The sequence below is a fragment of the Niastella caeni genome (assembly GCF_004834005.1).
GTDB lineage: Bacteria > Bacteroidota > Bacteroidia > Chitinophagales > Chitinophagaceae > Niastella > Niastella caeni.
This window is the reverse complement of record NZ_STFF01000005.1, coordinates 151,668-175,293: the sequence shown is the minus strand read 5'-3', so window position 1 is coordinate 175,293 and position 23,626 is coordinate 151,668. Positions and strand designations below refer to the sequence as shown.

General features: G+C 45.0%; 15 protein-coding genes and 1 tRNA gene. 4 read left to right on the top strand and 12 right to left on the bottom strand.

The features are described from left to right. Positions 1-249: 249 nt before the first annotated feature. The 4 genes from FAM09_RS18505 to FAM09_RS18490 form a co-directional block, all read right to left on the bottom strand. Positions 250-1,623 carry a peptidylprolyl isomerase gene (locus FAM09_RS18505; protein ID WP_136578628.1) on the bottom strand — a complete coding sequence of 458 codons (1,374 nt, stop codon included), beginning with the start codon at positions 1,621-1,623 and terminating at the stop codon, positions 250-252. 278 nt (positions 1,624-1,901) lie between these two features. After that, positions 1,902-5,081 (bottom strand): translation initiation factor IF-2, encoded by a 3,180-nt coding sequence (gene infB / locus FAM09_RS18500; protein ID WP_166437200.1) that lies wholly within the window; start codon positions 5,079-5,081, stop codon positions 1,902-1,904. A gap of 198 nt (positions 5,082-5,279) precedes the next feature. Next, entirely contained in the window at positions 5,280-6,527 is a 1,248-nt protein-coding gene (gene nusA / locus FAM09_RS18495; protein WP_136578627.1) for a transcription termination factor NusA, read from the bottom strand. A 45-nt stretch (positions 6,528-6,572) separates the two neighbouring features. Further along, complete coding sequence (locus FAM09_RS18490) at positions 6,573-7,088, bottom strand: LSm family protein (RefSeq protein WP_243751713.1); 516 nt, start codon at positions 7,086-7,088, stop codon at positions 6,573-6,575. Between the two features lie 280 nt (positions 7,089-7,368). Between FAM09_RS18490 and FAM09_RS18485 the strand changes: the two genes are divergently transcribed. Then, entirely contained in the window at positions 7,369-7,626 is a 258-nt protein-coding gene (locus FAM09_RS18485; RefSeq protein ID WP_136578626.1) for a DUF4834 family protein, read from the top strand. A gap of 83 nt (positions 7,627-7,709) precedes the next feature. Here FAM09_RS18485 and FAM09_RS18480 read toward each other — a convergent pair whose 3' ends face one another. The 8 genes from FAM09_RS18480 to FAM09_RS18445 all read right to left on the bottom strand — a co-directional run bounded on the left by FAM09_RS18480 (position 7,710) and on the right by FAM09_RS18445 (position 20,850). After that, entirely contained in the window at positions 7,710-8,312 is a 603-nt protein-coding gene (locus tag FAM09_RS18480; protein ID WP_166437199.1) for an HAD family hydrolase, read from the bottom strand. A gap of 44 nt (positions 8,313-8,356) precedes the next feature. Continuing rightward, positions 8,357-10,633, bottom strand: a complete 2,277-nt coding sequence (bglX, locus tag FAM09_RS18475) for a beta-glucosidase BglX (RefSeq protein WP_136578624.1) — start codon at positions 10,631-10,633, stop codon at positions 8,357-8,359. Between the two features lie 17 nt (positions 10,634-10,650). Next, positions 10,651-12,444 carry a family 43 glycosylhydrolase gene (locus FAM09_RS18470; RefSeq protein WP_136578623.1) on the bottom strand — a complete coding sequence of 598 codons (1,794 nt, stop codon included), beginning with the start codon at positions 12,442-12,444 and terminating at the stop codon, positions 10,651-10,653. A 116-nt stretch (positions 12,445-12,560) separates the two neighbouring features. Beyond that, positions 12,561-13,919, bottom strand: coding sequence for a glucoamylase family protein (locus FAM09_RS18465; RefSeq protein WP_136578622.1), 1,359 nt, complete (start codon positions 13,917-13,919; stop codon positions 12,561-12,563). 38 nt (positions 13,920-13,957) lie between these two features. Beyond that, on the bottom strand, positions 13,958-15,475 hold the full coding sequence (locus tag FAM09_RS18460) for a RagB/SusD family nutrient uptake outer membrane protein (RefSeq protein ID WP_136578621.1): 1,518 nt from the start codon (positions 15,473-15,475) through the stop codon (positions 13,958-13,960). A 17-nt stretch (positions 15,476-15,492) separates the two neighbouring features. Then, the gene (locus tag FAM09_RS18455; protein WP_166437198.1) at positions 15,493-18,825 is read right to left on the bottom strand and encodes a TonB-dependent receptor; all 3,333 of its coding nucleotides are present in this window, start codon (positions 18,823-18,825) and stop codon (positions 15,493-15,495) included. Between the two features lie 234 nt (positions 18,826-19,059). Then, complete coding sequence (locus FAM09_RS18450) at positions 19,060-20,172, bottom strand: FecR family protein (protein WP_136578619.1); 1,113 nt, start codon at positions 20,170-20,172, stop codon at positions 19,060-19,062. Between the two features lie 108 nt (positions 20,173-20,280). Continuing rightward, positions 20,281-20,850, bottom strand: a complete 570-nt coding sequence (locus FAM09_RS18445) for an RNA polymerase sigma-70 factor (protein WP_136578618.1) — start codon at positions 20,848-20,850, stop codon at positions 20,281-20,283. 272 nt (positions 20,851-21,122) lie between these two features. Here FAM09_RS18445 and FAM09_RS18440 point away from each other — a divergent pair. From FAM09_RS18440 to hflX, 3 genes are all read left to right on the top strand, one after another. Continuing rightward, positions 21,123-21,196: transfer RNA gene (locus FAM09_RS18440), tRNA-Ile, on the top strand. Between the two features lie 280 nt (positions 21,197-21,476). Next, the gene (locus FAM09_RS18435; protein ID WP_136578617.1) at positions 21,477-22,229 is read left to right on the top strand and encodes an outer membrane beta-barrel protein; all 753 of its coding nucleotides are present in this window, start codon (positions 21,477-21,479) and stop codon (positions 22,227-22,229) included. A 200-nt stretch (positions 22,230-22,429) separates the two neighbouring features. Beyond that, positions 22,430-23,614, top strand: a complete 1,185-nt coding sequence (hflX, locus tag FAM09_RS18430; RefSeq protein WP_136578616.1) for a GTPase HflX — start codon at positions 22,430-22,432, stop codon at positions 23,612-23,614. Positions 23,615-23,626 lie beyond the last annotated feature (12 nt).

Genomic DNA, 23,626 nt, shown 5'->3' with positions numbered 1-23,626 from the left:
AAATACTTATACAAAATACTTAAAAGCTGGTTTACGCCAACAGTCATGGATACGTTTCTACCCTATTTAGGGGTTTTCACTTATCGTTAAATGACTATTAATTGCCATGAATAATACATTATAGTAAAAGCATATAACGATAACGAATCTAAGAAAAAAACATCATATCTACCCAAACACCCCTATAAAAAAAGCATCCCGATGTTATCGGGATGCTTTTTTTATAGGCTATTCAACTTATAAAATTCTTTATTTACTTCCTGCAGCCGCGTACTGCATCCAGTTTTTCAAAGTGCCGCAGTTTTTAAAATCTTCGTCTATCATTATGTAATAAGAAGGGATTTTTGAAGCAAACCAGCTTTCGAGCGCCTTCTGCTTTTTTATTTCAATCGCTTCCTTGGCTAACCGGTCGTAATCGTCTTTTACGTTTTCCCGATGCGGTGTGGTGCGCGTTTTCAGGTAAACGATACGAACACCTTTTTTTCCTCTTTCATCGGTGTATGGCGTAGGTTTCGAATACTCACCAGGTTTAAGATTGGTTTTGGCCAACAGTTCTACCAGTTCTTTATCGAGTTGGCCTAATTCCAAAGAGGTCCCTCCGTTTTGTCCTTGTTTATAACCACCAGTGAATTTGGAGTTTTCATCATCACTGTATTTGGCAACTGCTTCCCCAAACGTAATAGTACCGGCAATAAGCTTGGCGCGTACTGAATCCAGTTTGTTGATGGCTTCATTGATCTCATCATCGGTAATTTTGGGAATACGCAGGATATGGCGCACGATGGCATCATCACCCGCGCGGCTTACCATTTGTATAATGTGATAACCGAATTTTGATTTAAACACCGGGGATATTTGCCCATCTTTAAGCCGGAAAGCATTGTTGAGGAAAGCGGGGTCCCAGTTCTTTTCTGTACGGTTAACGGAATATTGTCCGCCGTTTTCCTTACTGCCCGGGTCATCTGTATATAATCGGGCAAGGGTTTCAAATTTCTGCGCGCCCGACTCTACCTGCTTTTTAAAATCATTCAATTCATCAATGGTGAGCTTTTCCAGGTCGCGGCTTGCTTTCGGGTTCACAACAATTTCACCAATCACTACTTCCGATTCGTAAAATGGCAGGTTGTTTTGATCTTTCTTTGAAAAATGCAGATTTACTTCCTGCGGCGTGATCTTGATGTTCTCTACGATCTTATCACGCATGCGTTCCGCCAGCTTTCTTTCTTTAAAGGTTTGGCGAAAATCTTCCTTTATCTGGTAAATGGTACGGCCGGCAATTTCTTCCAGGGCTTCTTTTGAACCGTACATATTTATAAACCCGCGGATCTGGTTATCGAGCAAGGCATCAATTTCATCATCCCCAACCGCTATAGAGTCTTTTTCCGCCTGCAGCACCAATGCTTTCAGAGTAAGAATTTGTTCCATGATCGAGCAGTCGGCATTTTCAGGAACAGGTTCTCCCCGGCGCTGCCGGTCGATGATATCGTTGTATACATCAGATTTCAAAATAATTTTATCGCCCACAATACCTACTATTTTGTCGGCAATTACTTTACGTGGGGTTTGGGCCACCGCGATGATACATAAAAACAGGGCGGTTATAAATGTAAAAACAGGTTTCATCTGAATATTTATAATTTTTTATCAAGGCCAGATGGAACTTACCAGAATAAAATTTACATGTAAAATAATGACAATAATGAAAATTTTATCCTGGACGTGTCATCTCCATTATTTTTGAAAGGGATAGGGCCAAATTTAGTAGTTAGCCTATCAATTATAGAGCCGCAAAGGTTATTTAACAAAAGAATAGGCATAAAGGCGAGGCACAAACAATATAGAAAGGCAACGAGGCATTGAGGCCATCTTTTATGCCTCGCTGCCTCGTTGCCTATATGCCTTTATAATGTTCTTTTTACTTCTTCCAGTTCAAACGCTTCAATGATATCGCCTACTTTAATATCACTAAAGTTTTTAACGGTTAAGCCGCACTCCATTCCTGAAGGTACTTCCTTAACATCGTCTTTAAAGCGTTTCAGTGATTGCAGCTCAGCGCTTTGTCCTTCACCTTTAGGATATTCAACGATACCGTCGCGAATTACGCGGATCTTCGAATTACGCTGAATTTTTCCATCGAGCACGAAGCACCCTGCCACTGTAGCTTTATCGAACTTGAATACGTTCCGTACTTCCACGTTGGCAACGATCTTCTCGGTGATCTTGGGCTCCAACATACCTTCCATCGCGCTCTTCACTTCTTCGATGGCGTTGTAAATGATGGAGTACAGCTTGATTTCCACCCCTTCTGTTTCGGCCAGTCGGTTTGCCTGGGTTGAAGGCCGTACGTTGAAACCAACTACGATGGCATCGGATGCTGTAGCCAGCATTACGTCACTTTCACTGATGGCACCTACTGCTTTATGTACAACCGATACAACAATCTCTTCGGTTGATAATTTTTGTAATGAATCGCTCAGGGCCTCTACCGAACCATCCACATCGCCTTTGAGGATCAGGTTCAATTGTTTGAAATTACCCAATGCCAAACGACGTCCAATTTCATCGAGCGTGATATGTTTCTTGGTGCGTATACCCTGTTCGCGTAAGATCTGAGCCCGGCGGTTTGCCACTTCTTTGGCTTCTGCCTCATCTTCGTACACTCTGAATTTCTCACCGGCTTGTGGCGCACCGTTCAATCCTAATATTAGAACCGGGGTAGAAGGAGGGGCTTCGTCAACACGTTTGTTACGTTCGTTGAACATAGCTTTCACGCGACCATAGAACTGGCCTGATACCACCAGATCGCCATGCTTCAAGGTTCCGGTTTGAACCAGCACAGTAGCTACATAACCGCGACCTTTATCGAGGGTAGCTTCAATGATAGTACCGGATGCTTCGCGGTCGGGGTTGGCTTTCAGTTCCAGCAATTCCGCTTCAAGCAATATTTTTTCCAGGAGTTTGTCTACATTCAATCCTTTCTTGGCGCTCAATTCCTGGCTTTGGAATTTACCACCCCATTCTTCAACCAGCAGGTTCATACCGGCCAGTTGTTCGTATATTTTTTGCGGGTTGGCTCCTTCTTTATCTATCTTGTTAACGGCAAAGATCATAGGTACGCCGGCAGCCTGAGCATGGCTGATGGCTTCCTTGGTTTGCGGCATCACGGCATCATCTGCTGCCACTACAATTACCGCAATATCGGTTACCTTGGCACCACGGGCACGCATGGCTGTAAACGCTTCGTGACCAGGTGTATCGAGGAAAGTTATTTTCTTATCATTGGGCAGTGTTACTTCGTAGGCTCCAATGTGCTGGGTGATACCACCCGCTTCACCGGCTACCACGTTGGCGCTGCGAATATAGTCGAGCAATGAGGTTTTACCATGGTCAACGTGACCCATGATGGTAACGATTGGCGCCCGGTGTTGCAGATCTTCTTCATTATCCTCTTCCACTTCTTCCTCCATTTCCATCTGCTTTTCCATATCAATGAATTCGGCTTCAAATCCAAATTCACCGGCTACCAGTTCAATTACCTCGGCATCCAAACGCTGATTGATAGACACCATGAGGCCCAGGCTCATACACTTGCTGATCACTTCGGCAAAGCTTACATCCATCAGGTTAGCCAATTCGCTTACGCTGATAAACTCAGTCACCTGCAGCTTGTTGTCCTCTCCATCAACACCTTGCCGTTCGGCCATTCCCTGGCGCTTTTCATGACGGCGCTTGGCCTTCACACTCTTACCACGTCCGCCCTGGCCAGACAGTTTAGCCTGGGTTTCGCGTATTTTATCCTGGATCTCTTTTTCGTTGATCTCTTTCGGCTCGCGCGACACGTGGCGATTACCACCACCTTGCCGGTTGTTATTAGGACGATTGTTTCCGCCTCTGAAGTTTCCGCCGCCTTGCTGATGTCCTTGTCGACCATGACCGCCCTGACCCTGCTGATGGCCGCCTTGCTGACCGCCACCCTGGCCCTGACCATGTGCACCCTGGCCTCCACGTTGATCGCCGACTTCTCTTTTCTTGAAAAGATGTTGAGCCCGTTGTTGCGGCGTTTGCTGTTGATCCTTCTTTTCAATGGGAATGCGCTTGCGCTTCCTTTTTTCCTCGTTGGGCTTCGGTTTGGTGCGGGCTTCGTCGCCAACCGGTAATTCTATTTTGCCCAGAATTTTCGGTCCCGTAAGTTTATCTGCTTTAATATTTTCAATAACCGGGGGTAGTGCTTCTTCCTTCTCTTCTTCTTTTTCTTTTTGCACTTCCTTTACCGGCTCCTGTTCCTTTTTCTTTTCAACAACTACACGCTTTGCAGGCTGTTGTTGTTGAGGTGTTGCCACTTCCTCTTTGGGCTTTTTCGGCTTCTCTTCCGCCACAGGTTCTACAACAGGAGCTACTTCTTCTTTTGGTTCCTCTACTTCTTTTTCTTTTGCCTTTTTCGGCTTTTCTTCCTCTACCACCGGCGTTTCTTCTTTTGCTTTTACCGGGGGCTCCTGTTCTTTTTTCTTTTCAACTGCAGGCGTTTTCTTCGGCCTAGTTGAAGAATCTATAGCAGAAAGGTCGATCTTGTCTAATACTTTAGGCCCTTCTATTTCAGGCGTTTCAACCTTGGTAATTTCAGGTTGTTTCTCTTCTGCTTTTGGCTGCTCTTCCACAACCTCTTTCTTTTCTTCAACAGTTGGGGTTACCACTGTTTCAACTACTGCAGGTGGTTGTTCAGCAACTACCGGAGCAACTTCTTCTACTTTTTCTACCTTTTCTTCTTTTTTCTCTTCTACAACCGGAGTTGGCTCCTGTTTCTTTACCACTTCCTTTTTCACGGCTGCAGCATCGTCTTCTTTCTTCTTCTTTGCTTCCAAACTTCCCTTCGGCAGATCAATCTGGTCGCTTTTTAATTTAGCCACTTTATCACTCTGGAATTCCTGTTGCAAAGCACGATACATATCCTCCGTCAGTTTTGACGTAGGTTTAAGATCGTCTTTGCTAAATCCCTTTCCTACCAAAAAGTCTACCAGCGTTTCCTTGCCGATGTTAAACTCTTTGGCTGCGGCCATTAATCTTAGTGTTGTTGTTTCTGCCATTCGTTATTGTAAGACAATTTTTTGTTTTGTTCGCTGTTTGGATAAGCAAATTACTTGTAAAAAGTCATTTTAGTCATATTTGTGTTTAAAGTCATACGTTGTAAGCCGGTCCATGCACCTTTGCATGGCCCTTTTTACATATTTAATGGCTTTAACTTGCTACTCCTTTGCAGCTTATAACCAAATTAACTTCCCTGCTTATCCTTTTTCAAATTCTTCATTCAAGATCCGGCGTACTTCATTGATGGTCTCTCTTTCCAGGTCAGTTCTTCTTTCCAGTTCTTCAGCGGTCAGATCCAGCACACTGCGGGCTGTATCGCAACCTACGCGTTTAAGCTCATCCAGTATCCAGGTTTCAATTTCATCGCTGAATTCTTCCAGGTCGATATCAAATTCCTGGGGTTCGCCTTCTGTATCACGGTATACGTCAATGCTATATCCCGTTAATTCCTGTGCCAGCTTAATATTCACGCCTTTTTTACCGATCGCAAGCGACACCTGGTCAGGTTTGAGGTACACATTCGCCTGTTTTTTGTCGTTGTCAAGGTCCTGTGTAGTGATCTTGGCCGGTGTAAGCGAGCGTTGGATCAGCAATTGAATATTATTGGTCCAGTTGATAACATCGATGTTCTCGTTCTTCAATTCCCGTACAATTCCATGGATACGACTACCTTTCATACCTACGCAGGCGCCTACGGGATCAATACGGTCGTCGTACGATTCTACGGCTACCTTGGCTCTTTCACCAGGTTCACGAACTATCTTTTTAATAACAATTAAACCATCAAATATTTCAGGCACCTCAATTTCAAGCAGTTTTGCCAGGAAAGAGGGAGAGGTACGGGATAAAATAATGACCGGAGAATTGTTTTTTAATTCTACTTTTTTAACAACGGCGCGGATATTTTCACCTTTCTTGAAATAGTCCTGCGGTATTTGCTCAGACTTAGGCAATATTAACTCATTCCCTTCTTCATCGAGCAATAAAATTTCTTTTTTCCAAACCTGGTATACTTCGGCGCTGATAATTTCGCCTATGCGGTCGCCGTATTTTTTTACCAACACGTTCTTTTTCAGATCACTGATACGGCTGGCCAGGGTTTGTTTGGCTGCCAGAATGGCCCGGCGGCCGAAATCGAGGATATTAATTTCCTCATATATTTCTTCGCCCACTTCAAAGTCGGGCTCAATTTTTACGGCATCGCTGTAGGCAATTTCTGCCAGGGGGTCCATCACAGCTCCGTCCTCCACAATAGTTCGGCGGCGCATAATTTCCAGGTCACCTTTCTCTGCATTCACAATTACGTCAAAATTCTCGTCACTGCCATATTTTTTACGCAGCAGGGTTTTGAAAACGTCTTCCACCACTTTCATCATGGTTGGACGATCTATATTTTCCGCGTCCTTAAAGTCTGCGAAGGCCTCTATCAAGTTAATGCTTGCCATAGACTACAATTTTTTCCTCCCGGCATTGTGTGTCGGAAGATCTTATTAAAATACTGTTTGAATTGTTGTTGATTTTATTTGATCAAATTGAAAGTGGTGTTGTATCACCTCTTTCTTTTTATTCTTTCCTTTTGTTTCTTCTACCGTAATGGCATCATCGCTTACTTCGATCATTTTACCGGTAACTTTAATACCGTCTTTAAGGATCACTTCTACCGAGCGGCCCAAATTTTTTTTGTATTGCCTGAGCAACTTAAGGGGTTCATCAACGCCGGGAGAGGATACTTCAAGTGAAAAGTCTCCATTAGGGAATAGATTTTCCTCTTCTATCTTTTTGTATAAAGCCCGATTCCAGGAGATACACTTCTCAATGGTCACTCCCTGGTCGCCATCCAAAAATAGTTTGACGTTATTGGTGGGTTTAACTCTAATCTCAACCAGGAAATAAGCCGGATCATTGGCCAGCATATCCTGTAACATTTTTTCAATTGCCTGTACTGGTGTTTCCATGCTCTTACGGGAAATAAAGAAGGGAACGATTTCCGTTCCCTTTCTAATCATCTTTTGCCTTGGCAAAGGTAAGGTAAAAGGATAAATAATTCCAAAATACCCAGTGTTAATTTTGAATAAACGAAAAATGAGTGGGGTAATGCCGGTCATCTTTTGAAAGAAATCTTAAAAAATAGCCTTCCCGAACTTTCAGAATACGACACTTGTTGATTTCATATAGTTTTGCCAAGTTTCCCATTTTTGGCAGCCTGATGTGTAGTGGAAGGAATTTTTTGTTTGAGCGCCTTAACAGGTTGTTAAGCGCTGTATTTGTACCTTTAGTTTTTATAATATGAGTTTAACGCGCATTTTATTATATATACTGCTGGCCTATTTCTTATACAAATTTGTATTTAGATTCCTTGTGCCTGTAATCCAGATGTCGTGGCGGATGCGCCGTCAGATAAAAGAATTTCAACGGCAGCATCAACAGCAACAGGACCCATTGCAACAGCAAACTACTGAGGCTAAGCAAAGCACGTCGAATAACGCCACCGCCAAACAGCCAAAAGCCGGCGAATATATTGATTTTGAAGAAGTTAAGCAATAGGAAACAGATGAATGTTGAATGTTGAAGTGAAGACAGCAGGTTTCCCTTTAATTTCGACATTCAAAATTCTACATTCAATATTTTCAAAGGCCTAAATCAAGGATCGTTTTTCCATCGGTAAGGTGAACGGCCTGTAAACCAGCCTGCCGCGCGCCTTCCACATTTACCAACGCATCGTCAATAAAAAGGGTTTCCGCCGCATCTATGTTGCTGTCTTTTATTACATATTCAAAAGCCGGCACATCGGGTTTGCGCTGGTTGATGACGTGCGAATAATAAGCTTTTTCAAAAAGATCGTCGAGGGCAGCGCCGTAAACCTGCCGGTAACTTTTACTAAACGCCTGCAGGTGAATGGCGTTGGTATTGCTGAATAAAAAAAGCTGGTATTTAGTTTTTAGCTGCTTCAGTAACTGTACGCGCTCAGCCGGAAAGTCGAGCAGCATAATATTCCAGGCGTCTATAACCTGGCTGTCGCTGGTACCGGGATGGCACAACTGCCGCGCCTTTTCAACAAACTCCTCGTCGGAAATAGTACCTATTTCATAGTCTCTGAAGAAACCATGCGCATGCCCAATGCGAAACAGGTCATCTATTTGGGTAAGCCCCAGTTTAATAAACGCATCGCGTGTTTTCGCTACACCCAGGTTCAATAGAACGCCGCCCAGGTCGAAAATTATGTTTTTCACAGGTGCCATTGATTGTTTGTTTGGGCGCAATTTACGGCTCAAAATTATTTTACCAACCTGAAACCGGTTTCCTTTACATCGCGGCTGTTGGTACCTATGAATACTTTGAATTCACCCGGCTCAGCCACATATTTCAATTCACTGTTATAAAACTTCAGATCATTCTCCGTGATGGTAAATTCCACTTTTGCCGATTCATGGGCTTTGAGGACAACTTTTTGGAACCCCTTTAATTCTTTTACAGGGCGGGTAACCGATGCTTCCACATCCCTGATGTACAATTGCACAGTTTCCTCGCCGGCAACATCTCCGGCATTGGTAACCATTACAGAGGCTGTTATCGATTGTCCGGCACTGAAAGTATTCCGGCTGAGTTTTATACTATCGTAGGTAAAATTGGTATAGCTAAGCCCATAGCCAAATGGATATAGGGGTTCATTCTGAACATCTAAATAATTGGATTTGAATTTGGGCGCACCGCCCTCAAAAGGCCGGCCGGTATTTTTGTGATTATAGTAAACAGGGATCTGGCCTACATTGCGTGGAAAGGAGGTCGTGAGTTTGCCGGAGGGATTGTAATTCCCGAACAACACATCGGCTACTGCGTTTCCGGCTTCTGTACCAGGGAACCAGGCTTCCAGGATGGCGGGCGCCTGTTCGTTCAGCCACGGAATGGCGAGCGGGCGGCCATTCATCAATACCACTACCAGCGGTTTTCCCGTTTTAACCAACGCTTCTACCAGTTTTCGCTGACTCCCGGGAAGGTCAAGGTCAGTGCGACTGGCCGACTCCCCCGACATTTCTGCTGCTTCACCTACAACTACCACTACTACGTCGGCCTTGCCGGCTGCAGCAACCGCTTCCTGGATCAGTGTATCGGGCGATCGGGCATCTATTTCCGTTGGTTTTCCAAACGGGCTTATTCTTTTGGCGAAAGATGTATCATCTGTTATGTTGGCGCCCCTGGCAAACAGGATCTGCACACTATTGCCGGCCACATTTTGCATGCCCTGTTGTATGGTTACGCTTTTTGTATTATCGCCCGATACGGCCCAGGTGCCTAACATTTCTGAATGGTTATTGGCCAGCGGACCGATCAGGGCAATGGTACCGGATTTTTTCAACGGCAAGATCCTGCCTTCATTCTTTAACAGCACCATGGAACGCACCGCTGTTTCCCGCGCAGCCTGCCGGTTTTGTGCAGTCAGGATTTCTTTCTCAGGCCGGCCACTATTCACATAACGGTACGGGTCCTGGAACAGGCCGAGCTTATATTTTGCTTCCAGGATCCGTTTACAGGCGTCATCAATTTGCTTTATGGTTACCTTTCCTGCTTTCAGGGATTTTTGCAGAGTGGTTAAAAAGCCTTCGCCCACCATGTCCATATCCAAACCGGCATGTAACGCCATCGCAGAAGCGGTTTGGAGATCGCCCACGCCGTGCGCTATCATTTCATTAACGGATGTATAATCAGATACTACAAATCCTTTAAACCCCCACTGGTTGCGTAATAAAGAGGTAAGCAGCCACCGGTTGCCTGTAGCCGGAATGCCATCAATTTCATTGAAAGAGCTCATTACACTGCCCACACCTGCATCTACAGCCGCTTTATAGGGAGGCAGGTATTCATTGTACATCCTGATGCGGCTCATATCGGTGGTGTTGTAATCGCGGCCGCCTTCAGCTGCGCCATACAATGCAAAATGTTTTACGCAGGCCATTACGGTATTATCTTTCGACAAATCGGTTCCCTGGTAACCTTTTACCATAGCCCTTGCCATTTCTGAACCCAGGAAAGGATCTTCACCGGCGCCTTCCGCAATGCGCCCCCAGCGCGGGTCACGGGCTATGTCAACCATGGGGGAGAAAACCCAGCAGAGACCATCGGCAGAAGCTTCGATAGCCGCAATGCGGGCACTGCGTTCAACCAATGCCGTATCCCACGAACAGGAAAGGCCCAGCGGAATGGGAAAAATAGTTTTATGTCCGTGTATTACATCCAACCCAAACAGCAAAGGGATCTTCAACCGGCTTTCATTCATGGCCAGGGCTTGCGCCAGGCGCACTTTATCCGGACCAAAAATGCCAAACAGCCCACCTACATGTCCTTTGCGGATATTATCTTCCACGCCTTTACTAACTACCGAACCGGTAGGTACGCCCCAGCCGGGCGTTACGAGATTCAACTGACCGATCTTTTCTTCGAGGGTCATTTTACTCATAAGATTGGCCACAAACGTATTCATTTTGGCATCGGGCGTTTGTGCAGCTACCTGCATGAGGAAGGATAAGACAACGATCGTTAAAAATGTCCTGCGCATATGAATGTTTTTTAAGTCTATTCTACTTTTATTAATTTACTTCTGGCCGATACCCCGTTTTCATTTATGGCTTCAATGGAAAAATAATAGGGCTTTTCTTTGTCCATCGCTTTGCAGTAATACTCATTGCTGCTATACACCATCACACAGTTATATAATTTGTCAGGCGCAACGCCCATGTAAATATTATAGGCATACGCATTATCAACCGGCGACCATTTTAGCCAGGCATTGCGTTTGTCTTTTTCCGTTCTTAATACAATAAACTGTTTTACCGTATCGGGTTTATTGCCATTTCCATTGCCGAATACACGCAGCCCGCTGATGGCAAATTTTCCGCCGGGCATATGCAGGTTCTCTAATCTTATAAACCGGGTTTGAACCGGATCTTTCAACTCAATATAGTCGTGCGGCACATCGGTTTTGTTGCTGCTTTTATCAACTAGCAACTTCCATTTTTTACCGTCGGTACTATGGTAGAGTTTATATTGATGGTAAGCCTCTGTTGACTTGCCCAGGAAATTCACATCCTGGTCGGCATAATTGATCTGAATGGCGCGGACGGTACTGATGTTGCCGAGATCGGTTTGGATCCACTCGCCTTTATTGCCGCTGGCTGCGCTCCAGTAGGTTTTTATGTTTTCGTCTACAGCGAAATTAGCATAATAACTGGCAAGGGTAGATGAAACGGTTACAGGTTTGTTATAGTTGAGCAGCATCCAACCGGTGAAGGGGGCGGCCTCTCCGCGGGCCAAATAATGCGGGTAATCGCCAAAGGCGGCATCCATATACAACACATCGTCTTTATCAAAACCAGCGGGCCATAAACCAATGCGACGTTCAAAATTATTTTTCACCGAAATAGCAATGGTAGATACATGCCACCAATTGTTTTTTGTATCCCTGAAGGTAGCCCCGTGACCGGCACCACGGGCAAAACCGCCGGGCTTATAACTAAACGGGAGTGATTGAGGCGTAAACGGGCCCAACGGATGATCGCCTACCACCACGCCATCGGCATACCCGCTGAACTCGGTACCCGGCGCGCCGTATTGCAGGTAATATTTGCCGTTATGCTTCGTCATCCAGGCCCCTTCAATAAACGGATCTAAAAAAGTATTGTCAAGGTATTCGCCAAACCGCTGCCATCCATAGCGCCAGGGTTCCAGCAAATACATTTCCTTTCGCGTGCCAACAGGATCAAAAGTTTTCCGGTTTATTTCAATTCCGTATAACGGGTACCGGTTGCTGCTGCCGTTGTACATATACAGGCGGCCATCATCATCCAGAAAAAAATCAGGGTCCCAGCCACCGATCTCAAAAGAATCTATTGCTTCTTTCCATTCGTTGGCTTTGGGATTGGTACTCATCCAGATTGGGAAATTGCCCGAATAGGTTGAACCAAACACCAGCAGGGTATCGCCTTGCACCCAAACCGCCGGGGCGCAAAGATCATCGTATACCTTGTGCCAGGGTTTCAGAAATGAGCGGGAAATAAAATTCCAGTTACACAGGTCATTGCTCCACCAGTAACCCCATTGGTTGGTGCTGAATAAATAATAATCATCTTTATATGTTACAATAACCGGATCGGCGGTTGCGCGGTGTTTACCCCATTCTGCAAAATTGGGTATAGGCGTGTAGCCATAATCAATATTCAGGGGATTGCAATAGGTACCCGAATTAATGGTTTGATTAAGGGTGAGCCTCTTTTTGGAAAGAGACCCACCCTGGTCATCTTTGCTTTGAGGGAATACCTGCGGAACTATAGCCGCTATTAAAAAAGCTATATAACAAAATTTTATGCCCATGGTAAGCTGTTAAGTAAGGCTAAACGCCGAACGCTTAAGGCCGAACGCCTGCTCGCGTTCTGCATTCTTCCGTCGCCTTTCGCTTTCTGCGCGTTTTGCCTTCTGCGTTCCGCGTTCTACTTAAAATACGGACTCGTAAATCCTAATTTTTTTAATCCTGTCTTTATTTCCGGACAGCTCATAAACAACCTCCATAGTAACCCGCTACGATAGTTTTCCATCATTACAACAATCGGGCCCTGGTCAATTGCCAGGTAGCGTTCGGGATACCAGTTGGCGGTTTGACTAAATGCGTCATAAAAACCATAAGGACCCCATAGTTTATCGCGCATATCGTTGTACCAATGTCGCATGGTCTGCATAGATAGGTTCGGGGTGTAGGGAAATGAGGATAAAGCGGCTGTAGGCGATATAACTCCCAGATCGCTGTTTTTACCCGGTGCATGGCCGGCATATCCCTGCACAGAATAGCTGGCCGTTAGTCCCCAGTTATCGGGACCATACCCTTTAAAGTACTTTGGATTCTTTACACACCAGGTATAGTTGATCAACGTCTGGTTTTTATTTTCAGCCCAATAATCGGCGTACCGGTCTTTTAATCCATGCGGATCGAGCCCCAGGAAGGAGTAATGCGCCCAGAACAATGGGCCGCCATATGGGGAATCGCCCTGGTGATACAATTGCAACGAATAATCAAACACGGGCCAGGGTGCCACAATTCGTCCGCTCTGCGCCCAGCCTTCGTGGTATACTTCCGGCGGAACGCCATGCGTAGGCGAAGCGGCGGCCAACACATACACGATCAAACACTCATTATATCCACGAACTGGGAAATTCATTTCCCAATTGTATTTTGGGCTCCAATGCCAGTACAACACATTCTGACCATTCCGGTACCAGTCGAACTCTACCTCGCGCCACAAAGTATCAATGCGGGCAGCCAGCGCTTTTTCGGTTGAATCGCCCTTTATAAAGTACTGCCGGGCACAAAGCAAACCCTGGATCATGAAAGAAGTTTCAACCAGGTCGCCGCCATCATCTTTACGACTGAAGGGTTTTACCTTGCCGGTTTCGCCATTCAACCAATGCGGCCAGGCGCCATGAAAGCGATCGGCTTTTTTCAGGAACTCAACTATTTTTTCAAGCCGCTCCCGTCCTTCGTCTCGGGTAATAAAACCCCGGTGAATGCCTACCAGTAAAGCCATTACCCCAAAACCACTTCCGCCGCTGGTAACGATGTTTTGATCCTTTTCGGGATATACATTGTCAACATGAATCCGTTCTCTTGCCATACCGCTGGTGGGTTCTGCCCCTTCCCAGAAGTATTGAAACGTATGTTGCTGAACCTCCGTAAACAAGCGCTCGTCATTAGGACTGAACTTGGCTTCGGGGTTTATTGATTTTTGTGTATTCGAACACCGGATCAATAAAAAAGAAAACACAATCGTTATTACGGTTACCCTGGAACGTATCATGCGGCTTGCGTTTGGTTTCGGTACTCGTGCGGGTAGGACTACAGATTCGGATTCAAATCTCTTTGCGCGGTTGGAACCGGCAGGTATTCTTTTCCAGCGGCGAAACCAACAGGAGCCAACACCGTTGCTGCCTGGCCTGTACGTATCAGGTCGTTATACCGTTCACCCCACCATTCGGCGGCAAATTCTGCTCTACGTTCATCTAATACATTTTGTAAGGTAACGCCGGTAATAGGATTCAACTTTGCCCGTTGACGAACCAGGTTAAATGGTGCATCGCCATTTTGCCCCTTGCGCACTTTTGCTTCGGCGTTCAACAACAATACATCGGCATATCGAAGCACCCGCACATTATTATTGGAACCATAGTTCGTTCTTCCAGGAGTCATTTGGCTTTTGGGCAGGTAGGCCTTACCCATAAACCGCGTTTGACCATTTGAATTCCCATAGACATTATCGCCACTGGGTGTGGTAACAAAGGTAGATTCTGAATTACCAGCAAAAAGTATACTCGTTTTACGGCGAACTGAATCATTGCGGCTATCAAAGAAATCTACAATGGCCTGGGTGGGCGACATAAAACCCCAACCGGCTACGGGGCTGCCCTGCTGGTTACCATTGGGCCCCTGAAAATCGAAGAAGGCGCCAGGTGAAACATTTGTACCTGTGCTGGTACCAAAATCGGTATACTGCAATTCAAACAACGCTTCATCACTGAGTTTGCCCGGTATCTTCCATAGTTGATAGAAATCAGGGAACAAGCTGAACTTATTGCTGTTGATAATTTCATTGGTAGCCGATAAAACGATGTCCCAATAAGGGCTTCCATTATCATTGCCGGCCGCATCTGCAGCGGCTTTAGCCTTTAATAACAGGGCCGTATATTTTGTTACCGCTCCTTTATGAACCGACTGGTTTGGCCGGGCATCTTCCAAAAACCCGATGGCCGTATCCATTTCACTGATGATCCACTGCCGTACTTCAACCACAGAACTTTTTGCCACGGTGGTGAGCGCGGTGTTATTCGTAACAATAGGTACATCGCCAAATACGCGCGAAGCCAGCATATGCGCCCAGGCGCGAATTACCCTGATCTCAGATTTGTACTGGTTATACAGCGCTCTATTTGGGTTATCGCCGTTAGTTATATTGACAGCATACCTATCAAGGTCGTTTATTGCTTCATTGCAATATAGTACTGTTCCGAAATGGTCGTTCCAATAGTTATTATTACCCCAGAAAGAAACCACACCGGGGTTACTGTTTTGAAAGTTCTTAATGTCAGTAAGCGTACCCTGGTCATTTGGCGCCGATCCTTTGGCCACATCATCGCCGCGCACAGTACGCACGCCCACATCCATCCAGTGAACAAGGCCGGGATTATCGCCTGCTGCAGTTCTGTAAACACCCGAAACCGGTGAATACATCGAATTTAAATTAGTATAATCAATTGTAGTACCCCTTGTTTGATCTTCTACATCGCGGTCAAGGAACTTCTTACACCCTGTTGCCTCCATCACCAGAAAAAGAAGTAATATATTTTTTATGGTATTCATGATGCGAGTATTATAAATTAATAAGAAATTCTTACGCCAATGGTATATACAGCCGTGGTTGGATATACATTGTTATCGTATCCTGTTCCTGAAATAAAAGTAGCTGGCGTATTAGCCGGTCCCGACGCCCTGTCCTTGGGCAGTTGAGAAGGCGCCGTTACTTCAGGAGTTACGCCGCTGTACCGGGTAAAAATAACCGGCCGGTCGGCAGTTGCATATACACGGAACGAAGTGCTGTTATTTTTACCGATCTTAAAATTATAACCAAGCTGTATGTTCTGCAGGCGCAGGTACGATCCGTTCTCTACATAAAAAGAACTGGCGTTATTATTCCACGATTGGGTGGTTGCAATGGCAGAAGGATATTTATTGGTAGAACCTTCACCCGTCCACAAGCCCGTTACAAAGTCTTCATCACCGTTCATGTCTGGGAATTTCTGCCGGGTTGCGCGGTTAAAATTCAGAATAGAATTACCGCTTACCCCCTGGAAGAAAATGCTGAAGTCAAAATCTTTATAATTCAGATCGAGATTAAACCCATAGGTAACTTTAGGCAGGTAACTTCCCAGGTTCACCCTGTCCTGCGCATCTAACACTTTGTCACCGTTCTGATCTTTATATTTAAAATACCCGGGCTTTACATTGTTTGCAACAGCAATGGGATCAGCATTTACTTCGGCCTGGTTTTGATAGATCCCTGTTACCTGGTAGCCATAAAAGAAATTGAATGGATCGCCTACCTGGGAAAGGGTGGGAAATTCTGCTACGCCCCCGGGAAGATTTTTCAAACCCTGCAAATCAACCACTTCATTTTTTAATGTGCTCAGGTTGCCGCCTATCTGGTATCCAAGGTTTCCGATCTTGTCACTCCAGCTCAAATCAACTTCAATACCACTGTTGTTTACCTTACCCCAGTTACCGTATTGGCGTAAACCAATGAACGGAATATTTCTTTCAAATGCCAGCTTATCGGTTTGGCGGTGATAATAATCCACCGATCCTTTCAGCCGCTTGTGCATCATGGAGAAATCTATACCGCCATCCCATTCGGTCACTACTTCCCAGTTAACGGTACCAAAAATGGGATCGATGCGATAACCTGTTTGCAAATTACCATTCGATACCGCAGTACTGCCGAATACGCCGGAGTAATCATTCCCTGTGTATACTACCGCATATCCTGTACTGGGATTAACATTATCATTGCCTAGTTTACCCCATGATCCGCGGATCTTCAACTCGTCGAACAATTTTTGACCACTCATAAACTCTTCATCCGAAATAACCCACCCTACACCAACTGAGGGAAAGTAGCCCCATTTGTCCTGGTATTTTGAAGTACCATCTGCGCGATATGTAACGGTTAACAAATACTTACCGGCATAATCATAGCTCAACCGCCCGAACCAGGATGCCGACGTATTTCTGAAACCCGTTTCATTGTAACCATTGGTGCGGCGAATACCCTGATCGGCATACCAGAATGTTTGTTGCGTTGTAACGCTGTCTGTAATTACCTGGGTAGACCTGAACCTTTCATCACGCACCGACTGGCCTAACAGCAAGGTCCAGTGGTGACTTCCTATTTTATCTTTATACGTTATCAAATTATCCAGGATATAATTTTCCGTTCTGGCTTCAGTAGTAGTTAATGTAGATACCCGCTGGCGTTGAATATTGTCAACATAATATTCCGGCAGGTAGTTCTGGTTCAGGGCAGAACCATATCGTTGGCTGAGTTGCGACCTGAAAGACAATTTATTCTTCACAATGTCTGCCTCGGCATAAACAGTTGGCAGCAATTGAAAGCCTTTTGTTTTATCGTACCAGTAGTTGGCTGCCGCCACCGGGTTATTAAATACCCCATTGGCAAAGCCAAGCGTTGAAGAAGAAGTGTATTTATTTGGATAGGCCAACGTATTGGTTTCATCGAAAACCGGGTATAAAGGAGATGCCATGTACGCCAGGGCAAAAGCGCCTGTATTGGGATTACGTTGTATAAAGTTGCTTAAATGGGTAGTGATGCCCAGCTTTAAAAAGTCGTATGGCTTTGCCTCCAATTGAAAACGGATGTTATACCGCTTGTAATTGTTTTCCGTTTCCATTATGCCATCCTGGTACAGGTAATTTAAACCAAGGGTATAATTTACTTTACTGGCCCCGCCGGCTAAATCAATGCTGTGATTGTGCATGAGGGCTGAGCTCTTCATGATCTCATCGTACCAGTCGGTGCTGGTGGAAGGGTTCACGCCCGAACCGCCAAATTTTGATACTGATAAAGCCACCCGGGCCGTATCGGAAGCAGTTTGTTTTGCCAACTGCATGGCTGAATATTGCGCGCCGTTGGCGAGTTTAAATTTGCCCGTTGGTTTTTGCACACCGAAGTAACCATTATAAGTTACCCGGGTTTTCATATTGTATTTTCCTTTTTTGGTAGTAATGATCACAACGCCATTGGCAGCGCGTACACCGTAAATAGCCGCAGCAGATGCATCTTTCAGGATCGACATTTCACCAATATCATTGGTGTTTAGGAAATCGATATTATCAACAAACATCCCATCTACCACATACAAAGGGTTATTATTATTGAATGAACCTACGCCCCTTATACGTACGGTAGGCGAACCACCCGGGATACCGTTGGTAACAACCTGCACACCCGGCGCATTGCCCTGCAATGCCTGCATGGGGCTGGCCGTCATTCTTTTGTTCAGGTCTTCAGGATTCACTACGCCGATAGGAGCGGTTAGATCCTTGCGCGAACTGGTACCATATCCAATTACTACCACCTGCTGCAGAGAAGATGCGTCGGCAGCTTTAAGATTCACATCGATGGTAGTACGGCCATCAACAGGAATTTCCTGTGTTTCAAAACCCAGTGAAGAGAACACCAGCACAGCGCTGTCGGGCACCGTTAATGCATAATTTCCCGCACCATCGGTAGTGGTGCCGATGCTGGTATTTTTTACAAGGACCGAAACGCCTGCAACGGGTTCGCCGGTAGTGCTGGTAACCCTCCCCGATACCTTCACATCCTGAATGGCGGCCATACCTGTTTTCAATATAACCAGGTTATTGGCCATTAATTGATACGACAACCCGGTGTTATTAAGAAGGCGTTTCAGCACCTCCGTTACTTCGGCATTCACCATGGTAAGAGTAATGCGCGGTGCATTGGTTACCAGGTGTTCGTTATACAGAAAGCGAAAATTGCTTTTCTTTTCAATAAACGACAAAGCTCTTTTTAGTTGCGTGGATTGAAAGTCAACGCTGATCCTGTTCTGGGAAAAGCCACCGGCAGAAACATGAAGACAACCAAGCAGTATTATAGCAAACGCAAGCTTCATAATCCGGACTAACTTTAAGAAAAGCGGGTCCCTGCCGAAACTCAGCAGAATTCCGTTTTTTTTCATACTTTGTTAATTGGAAGGTTAAATAATAGGTGTTTCCGGTGCCTTAAACCGGAAATCGCATTTCAGCCTGTATTTTACCTGGCGGAATCTCACTGCAATGAGGTTCCGCTTTCGTTTGCAGTTTATGAACTGTTATTATTCATTTGGCAATCGTTTTGATTAAAAATTTTATCGTCCTATAATTATTGTATTACCCTGTATGCTATAATGAAAAGGCGCTGTTATGCTCAGGTAATCCAAGGCCTGTTGTATGGTTTCATTTTCAAAAACGCCGGTAAACCGCAACGCCTGTTTCTTTTCATCCCTGAATTCGATCTTTACATTATACCACCGTTCCATTTTTGCAGCTACATCCAGGAAAGATTCATTATCAAAAACCAGTTTGTTCTCTACCCAGGCAGTTTCTACCAAGATGCTATCGGCAGCGGTATAGGTTAACTTGCTTAGCGAAACAAAGGGTTCTTTATTCGATGCGCCTGGCTTATTGCTAACCGGTTGGTTCGTTTCTTCATTCTTTACAACCAGTTTTTCATTGGGGCGCAACATGATCTTTTCATCGGGGCGATTATGGATCAGCACTTCTACTTTACCATGAACCAGGCTGGTTTCGGTTTGCTTATCGCCGGGATATGATTTCACATTAAAAGCAGTGCCCAGTACACGAACATCGAGATGATGGGTATGGATGATAAAGGGAACCTTTTGTGCCGACTTTGGTGAAATGTGAGGAACCACTTCAAAGAAAGCTTCTCCGCTCAGTTCTACCTCGCGTATTTCACCGCCAAAATCTTTGTTATAAGTCAATACGCTACCGGCATTGAGCCAAACCTTAGAACCATCGGGCAGGGTAATTTTTGTTTTAGAACCATTGCGGGTACTCACTTCATTTTTTGCAAAAGGCCGGGATGAAGCAGCCTTTTTTGTTATGGAATTATACCAATATATGCAGGTTATCATCAATACGGCTGAAGCAATACTGATGACCATTAAAGTTTTGCGGGAACGTTTTTGAGTGATTGGAAAGTTGGGTTGGTTTTCGGGAGCAGGTGTTTGTTCCCATTTAACGCCTGCGTCTTTTAATTTGTTTACATGCCGGTTAAATGCATCCTCCGCATCATCGGTTGCAGGCGTAGGTAAATTCCATAAGTCAGTTATATTTTGAAGGGCATAATGCATATCAGGGTCGCTACGCAACAGTCCTTCCAATTCATTCAATTCTTCGGCACTTGCCTCACCAGCTAGTTTTTTACCAACTAAAAACCAGATTCTGTCCTTACTCATGAGTATATCAGATAGTATATACTCATAAGGACACTACTGTAAAAAGCATACCCCCAAGCGCGTGAAAGATTTTTTTATCGGCATCCCCAGGTTGCTGTCTGGAACTATTTACGAAGACAACGTGGTACGAATATCGAAATGAATGGCCTGCCCGATCTTTTTTATGGCAATAGCCATTTGATTTTCAACGGTTTTAATAGATACTTGCAGTAATTCCGCCACTTCCCGGTATTTCAACCCATCTTCTTTGATCAGTTTAAAAATAAGCTGGCAGCGGGGCGGCAGGTCGTTGATGGCTTTTTGAACCCGGCTCATCATTTCGGCGGTGAGCATCAATTTTTCAGGATTGAAATAGATGCTTTGCAGTTGTACCAGGTATTGTTCGTGTTGCAGGAAAACCTTCTTTTGGGAGCGGAGATAATTGAGGGCGCCGTTCTTGGTGCTGATGAACAGGTATAATTTAAGGTTATGAATGCGGTTGAGGCCGGCTCTTTTTTTCCACACCTTAATAAATACGTCGGAAACCACTTCTTCGGCAACTTCGGGCGAACGCACAAAAGAAACCGCAAATTGCTGTAGGGATTTATAGAACAGGGCAAACAACTCCTTGTAGGCGGGCTGATCGTCATAAAGCGCAATACGCAGTTGCAGTTCCTGGATATGAAGACTGTCAGGCATAGTAAAAAACCGCTAATCGTCAGGAAGAAAGACCAAACTGGTTACCCGAAAGCTGCTGCACAAGGTAATTTAAAAAATTAAATGAGATTTTGGCGGGGTACTGAATGAATTTTTCTAATTTTGCTGCTCTTTGAAACGAAAAGGACCCTTAGCTCAGACGGTTAGAGCAATCCGACTAAAGTCGGGAGGGTCGAAGTTCGATCACAACAAATCAGTTTGTTGGATTATAATAGAAGTTCTTTTTAAAAAAATATTACCGACTAAGGTCGGAGGGACCCTTAGCTCAGACGGTTAGAGCATCTGACTCATAATCAGAGGGTCGCTGGTTCGATCCCAGCAGGGTCCACACACAGTTCTTATTTCATCGTTGGCTTTCTCTCCAAAAATTATCGGGAGGGTTAGAGTAGCCCTTACACAAGTCGCCAGTTCATTGGTCGATCAAAACAGGGTTTCTATAGTGCTATTTCCTTGTTTCACGCATCGTCCCGATAACTATCGGAAGGGGCGATCCGCAACAAAGTCAACCATCACCTCATTATGCCCATGGCAGTGCTATGGGCTTTTTTGTAACCTTAACCTTTCATTAACCCTGTGAAAGATACTTTTGACAATCATTTGAGAACAGTATGAAAAAATTGATTACGCTTTCCTTCGCATTGGCATTTGTACTTCCCTTATTTGCACAGGATTCTACCATAGCAGCAAAACCTAAGAAAAAGGATTGGAGCAAGATTAACCTCTCTAACCGTCCTAACGACCATTTTATGTTGCAAGTAGGGTATAATGGATGGGCATCTATACCAGATACTATTAATACGAAAGGCATTCCCCGTAGTTTTAATATGTATTTTATGTTCGATTTCCCCTTCAAAACCAGTCCACGTTTTAGTGTAGGTGTGGGTGTGGGTTTGGGAACCGACAATTTCTACCTCGATAAAACAACGGTTGATATTGCCGGGCAAAATAACGGTACCCTTACTTTCAGAAGCGATACCAGCGCTAACTATTTCAAAAAATATAAAATCGCCACCACGTACCTGGAATTACCCGTTGAATTGCGGTTTGCGGCTGATCCTGAAAACACCAACAAAAGCTGGAAGGTGGCTGTTGGCGGAAAGGTTGGGACCATGTTAAGCGCCATGACAAAAGGTAAAAACCTGCAGAACCGGAATGGTCAGACCATCAACTCGTATACGGAAAAAATAAAATCGAAAAAGTTCTTTAATAGTACGCGCCTGGCGGTAACCGGTCGCATCAGTAAAGGCATCTTTGGTATTTATGGAACCTACCAGATCAACAACTTTATTAAAGACGGAGCGGCTCCGGGCTTACCCGACATACGACCGTTCCAGATAGGTATCTCGATCAGCGGTTTGTAGTTGTAGATTCGCTCTTATTCAGCATATAGTCCGGAAGGAGATTTCGCATAAGCGGGTTTTCTTCCGGACTTTTTCTTTTTGAACAGCCAATTATTGTATAAAAGTTGGTAACATAAAGGTCCGGACAAAAGGCAAGTAACTGGCCGTACTGCCAGACATTCCGACTTTTCAACTTACTTTTGCACCGAAAATCGAAGGACTTGTTAGACAAGAAGAATATCATTCAAAACGAAGAGAAGGCTGTACTGGTAGGACTAGTACACAAATTGCAGACCGAAATGCAGGTAACGGAATACCTGGATGAGCTGGCTTTTCTGGCAGAAACTGCCGGCGCCAAGGCTGTGAAGCGATTCGTTCAAAAACTGCCGCATCCCGATAGCCGCACTTTTGTAGGCAAGGGCAAGCTGGAAGAAATAAAGAACTACATCGACGGACGCGATATTAAAATTATCATTTTCGATGATGAGCTCAGCGGGTCGCAGATCACCAATATTGAAAAGATACTGGATGTAAAGACCATCGACCGAAGCGACCTGATCCTGGATATTTTTGCCCGCCGGGCCAAGACGGCCCAGGCCAAAACCCAGGTTGAGCTGGCCCAGTATCAATATCTGATGCCGCGCCTGCGGGGTATGTGGAAGCACCTGGAACGTTTAGGAGGTGGTATTGGCACCAGGGGGCCGGGTGAAACGGAAATTGAAACTGACCGCCGGATCGTGCGTGAAAAAATAGCGTTGTTGCGTAAGCGGTTGGGCGAAATTGATAAGCAGTCGGCCACCCAGCGGAAAGATCGTGGCGAATTTATTCGGGTAGCCCTGGTTGGATATACCAATGTGGGCAAAAGCACCATCATGAACCTGTTGTCGAAGAGCGAGGTGTTTGCCGAGAACAAATTATTCGCTACGCTTGACACCACTACCCGAAAAGTAGTTTTTGAAACCACGCCGTTTTTATTAAGTGATACGGTTGGGTTCATTCGCAAATTGCCGCACCACCTGGTGGAGAGCTTTAAAAGCACGCTGGATGAAGTGCGCGAGGCAGATATATTGCTGCATGTGGCAGATACCGGACATCCGCAGTATGAAGATCAGATTGGGGTAGTAAATAAAACCCTGCAGGAGTTGAATGTGATAGATAAGCCAACGATCACTATTTTCAACAAAATGGACCAATACGAGAAAAATACATTTGATCCGTGGCTGGAAGAAGAGATCCGGGGAGAAATTCTGCAGGACCTGAAAGAGCGGTGGGAAAACCAGTTGCAGGGCAATTGTGTATTTATTTCGGCTACAGAAAAAAAGAATATCGAGGAATTGCGAAGCACCATATTAAATAAGGTAAAGGAATTATATACCATACGGTACCCATATAAAACGGGCTTTTAGAAATTATTTAGG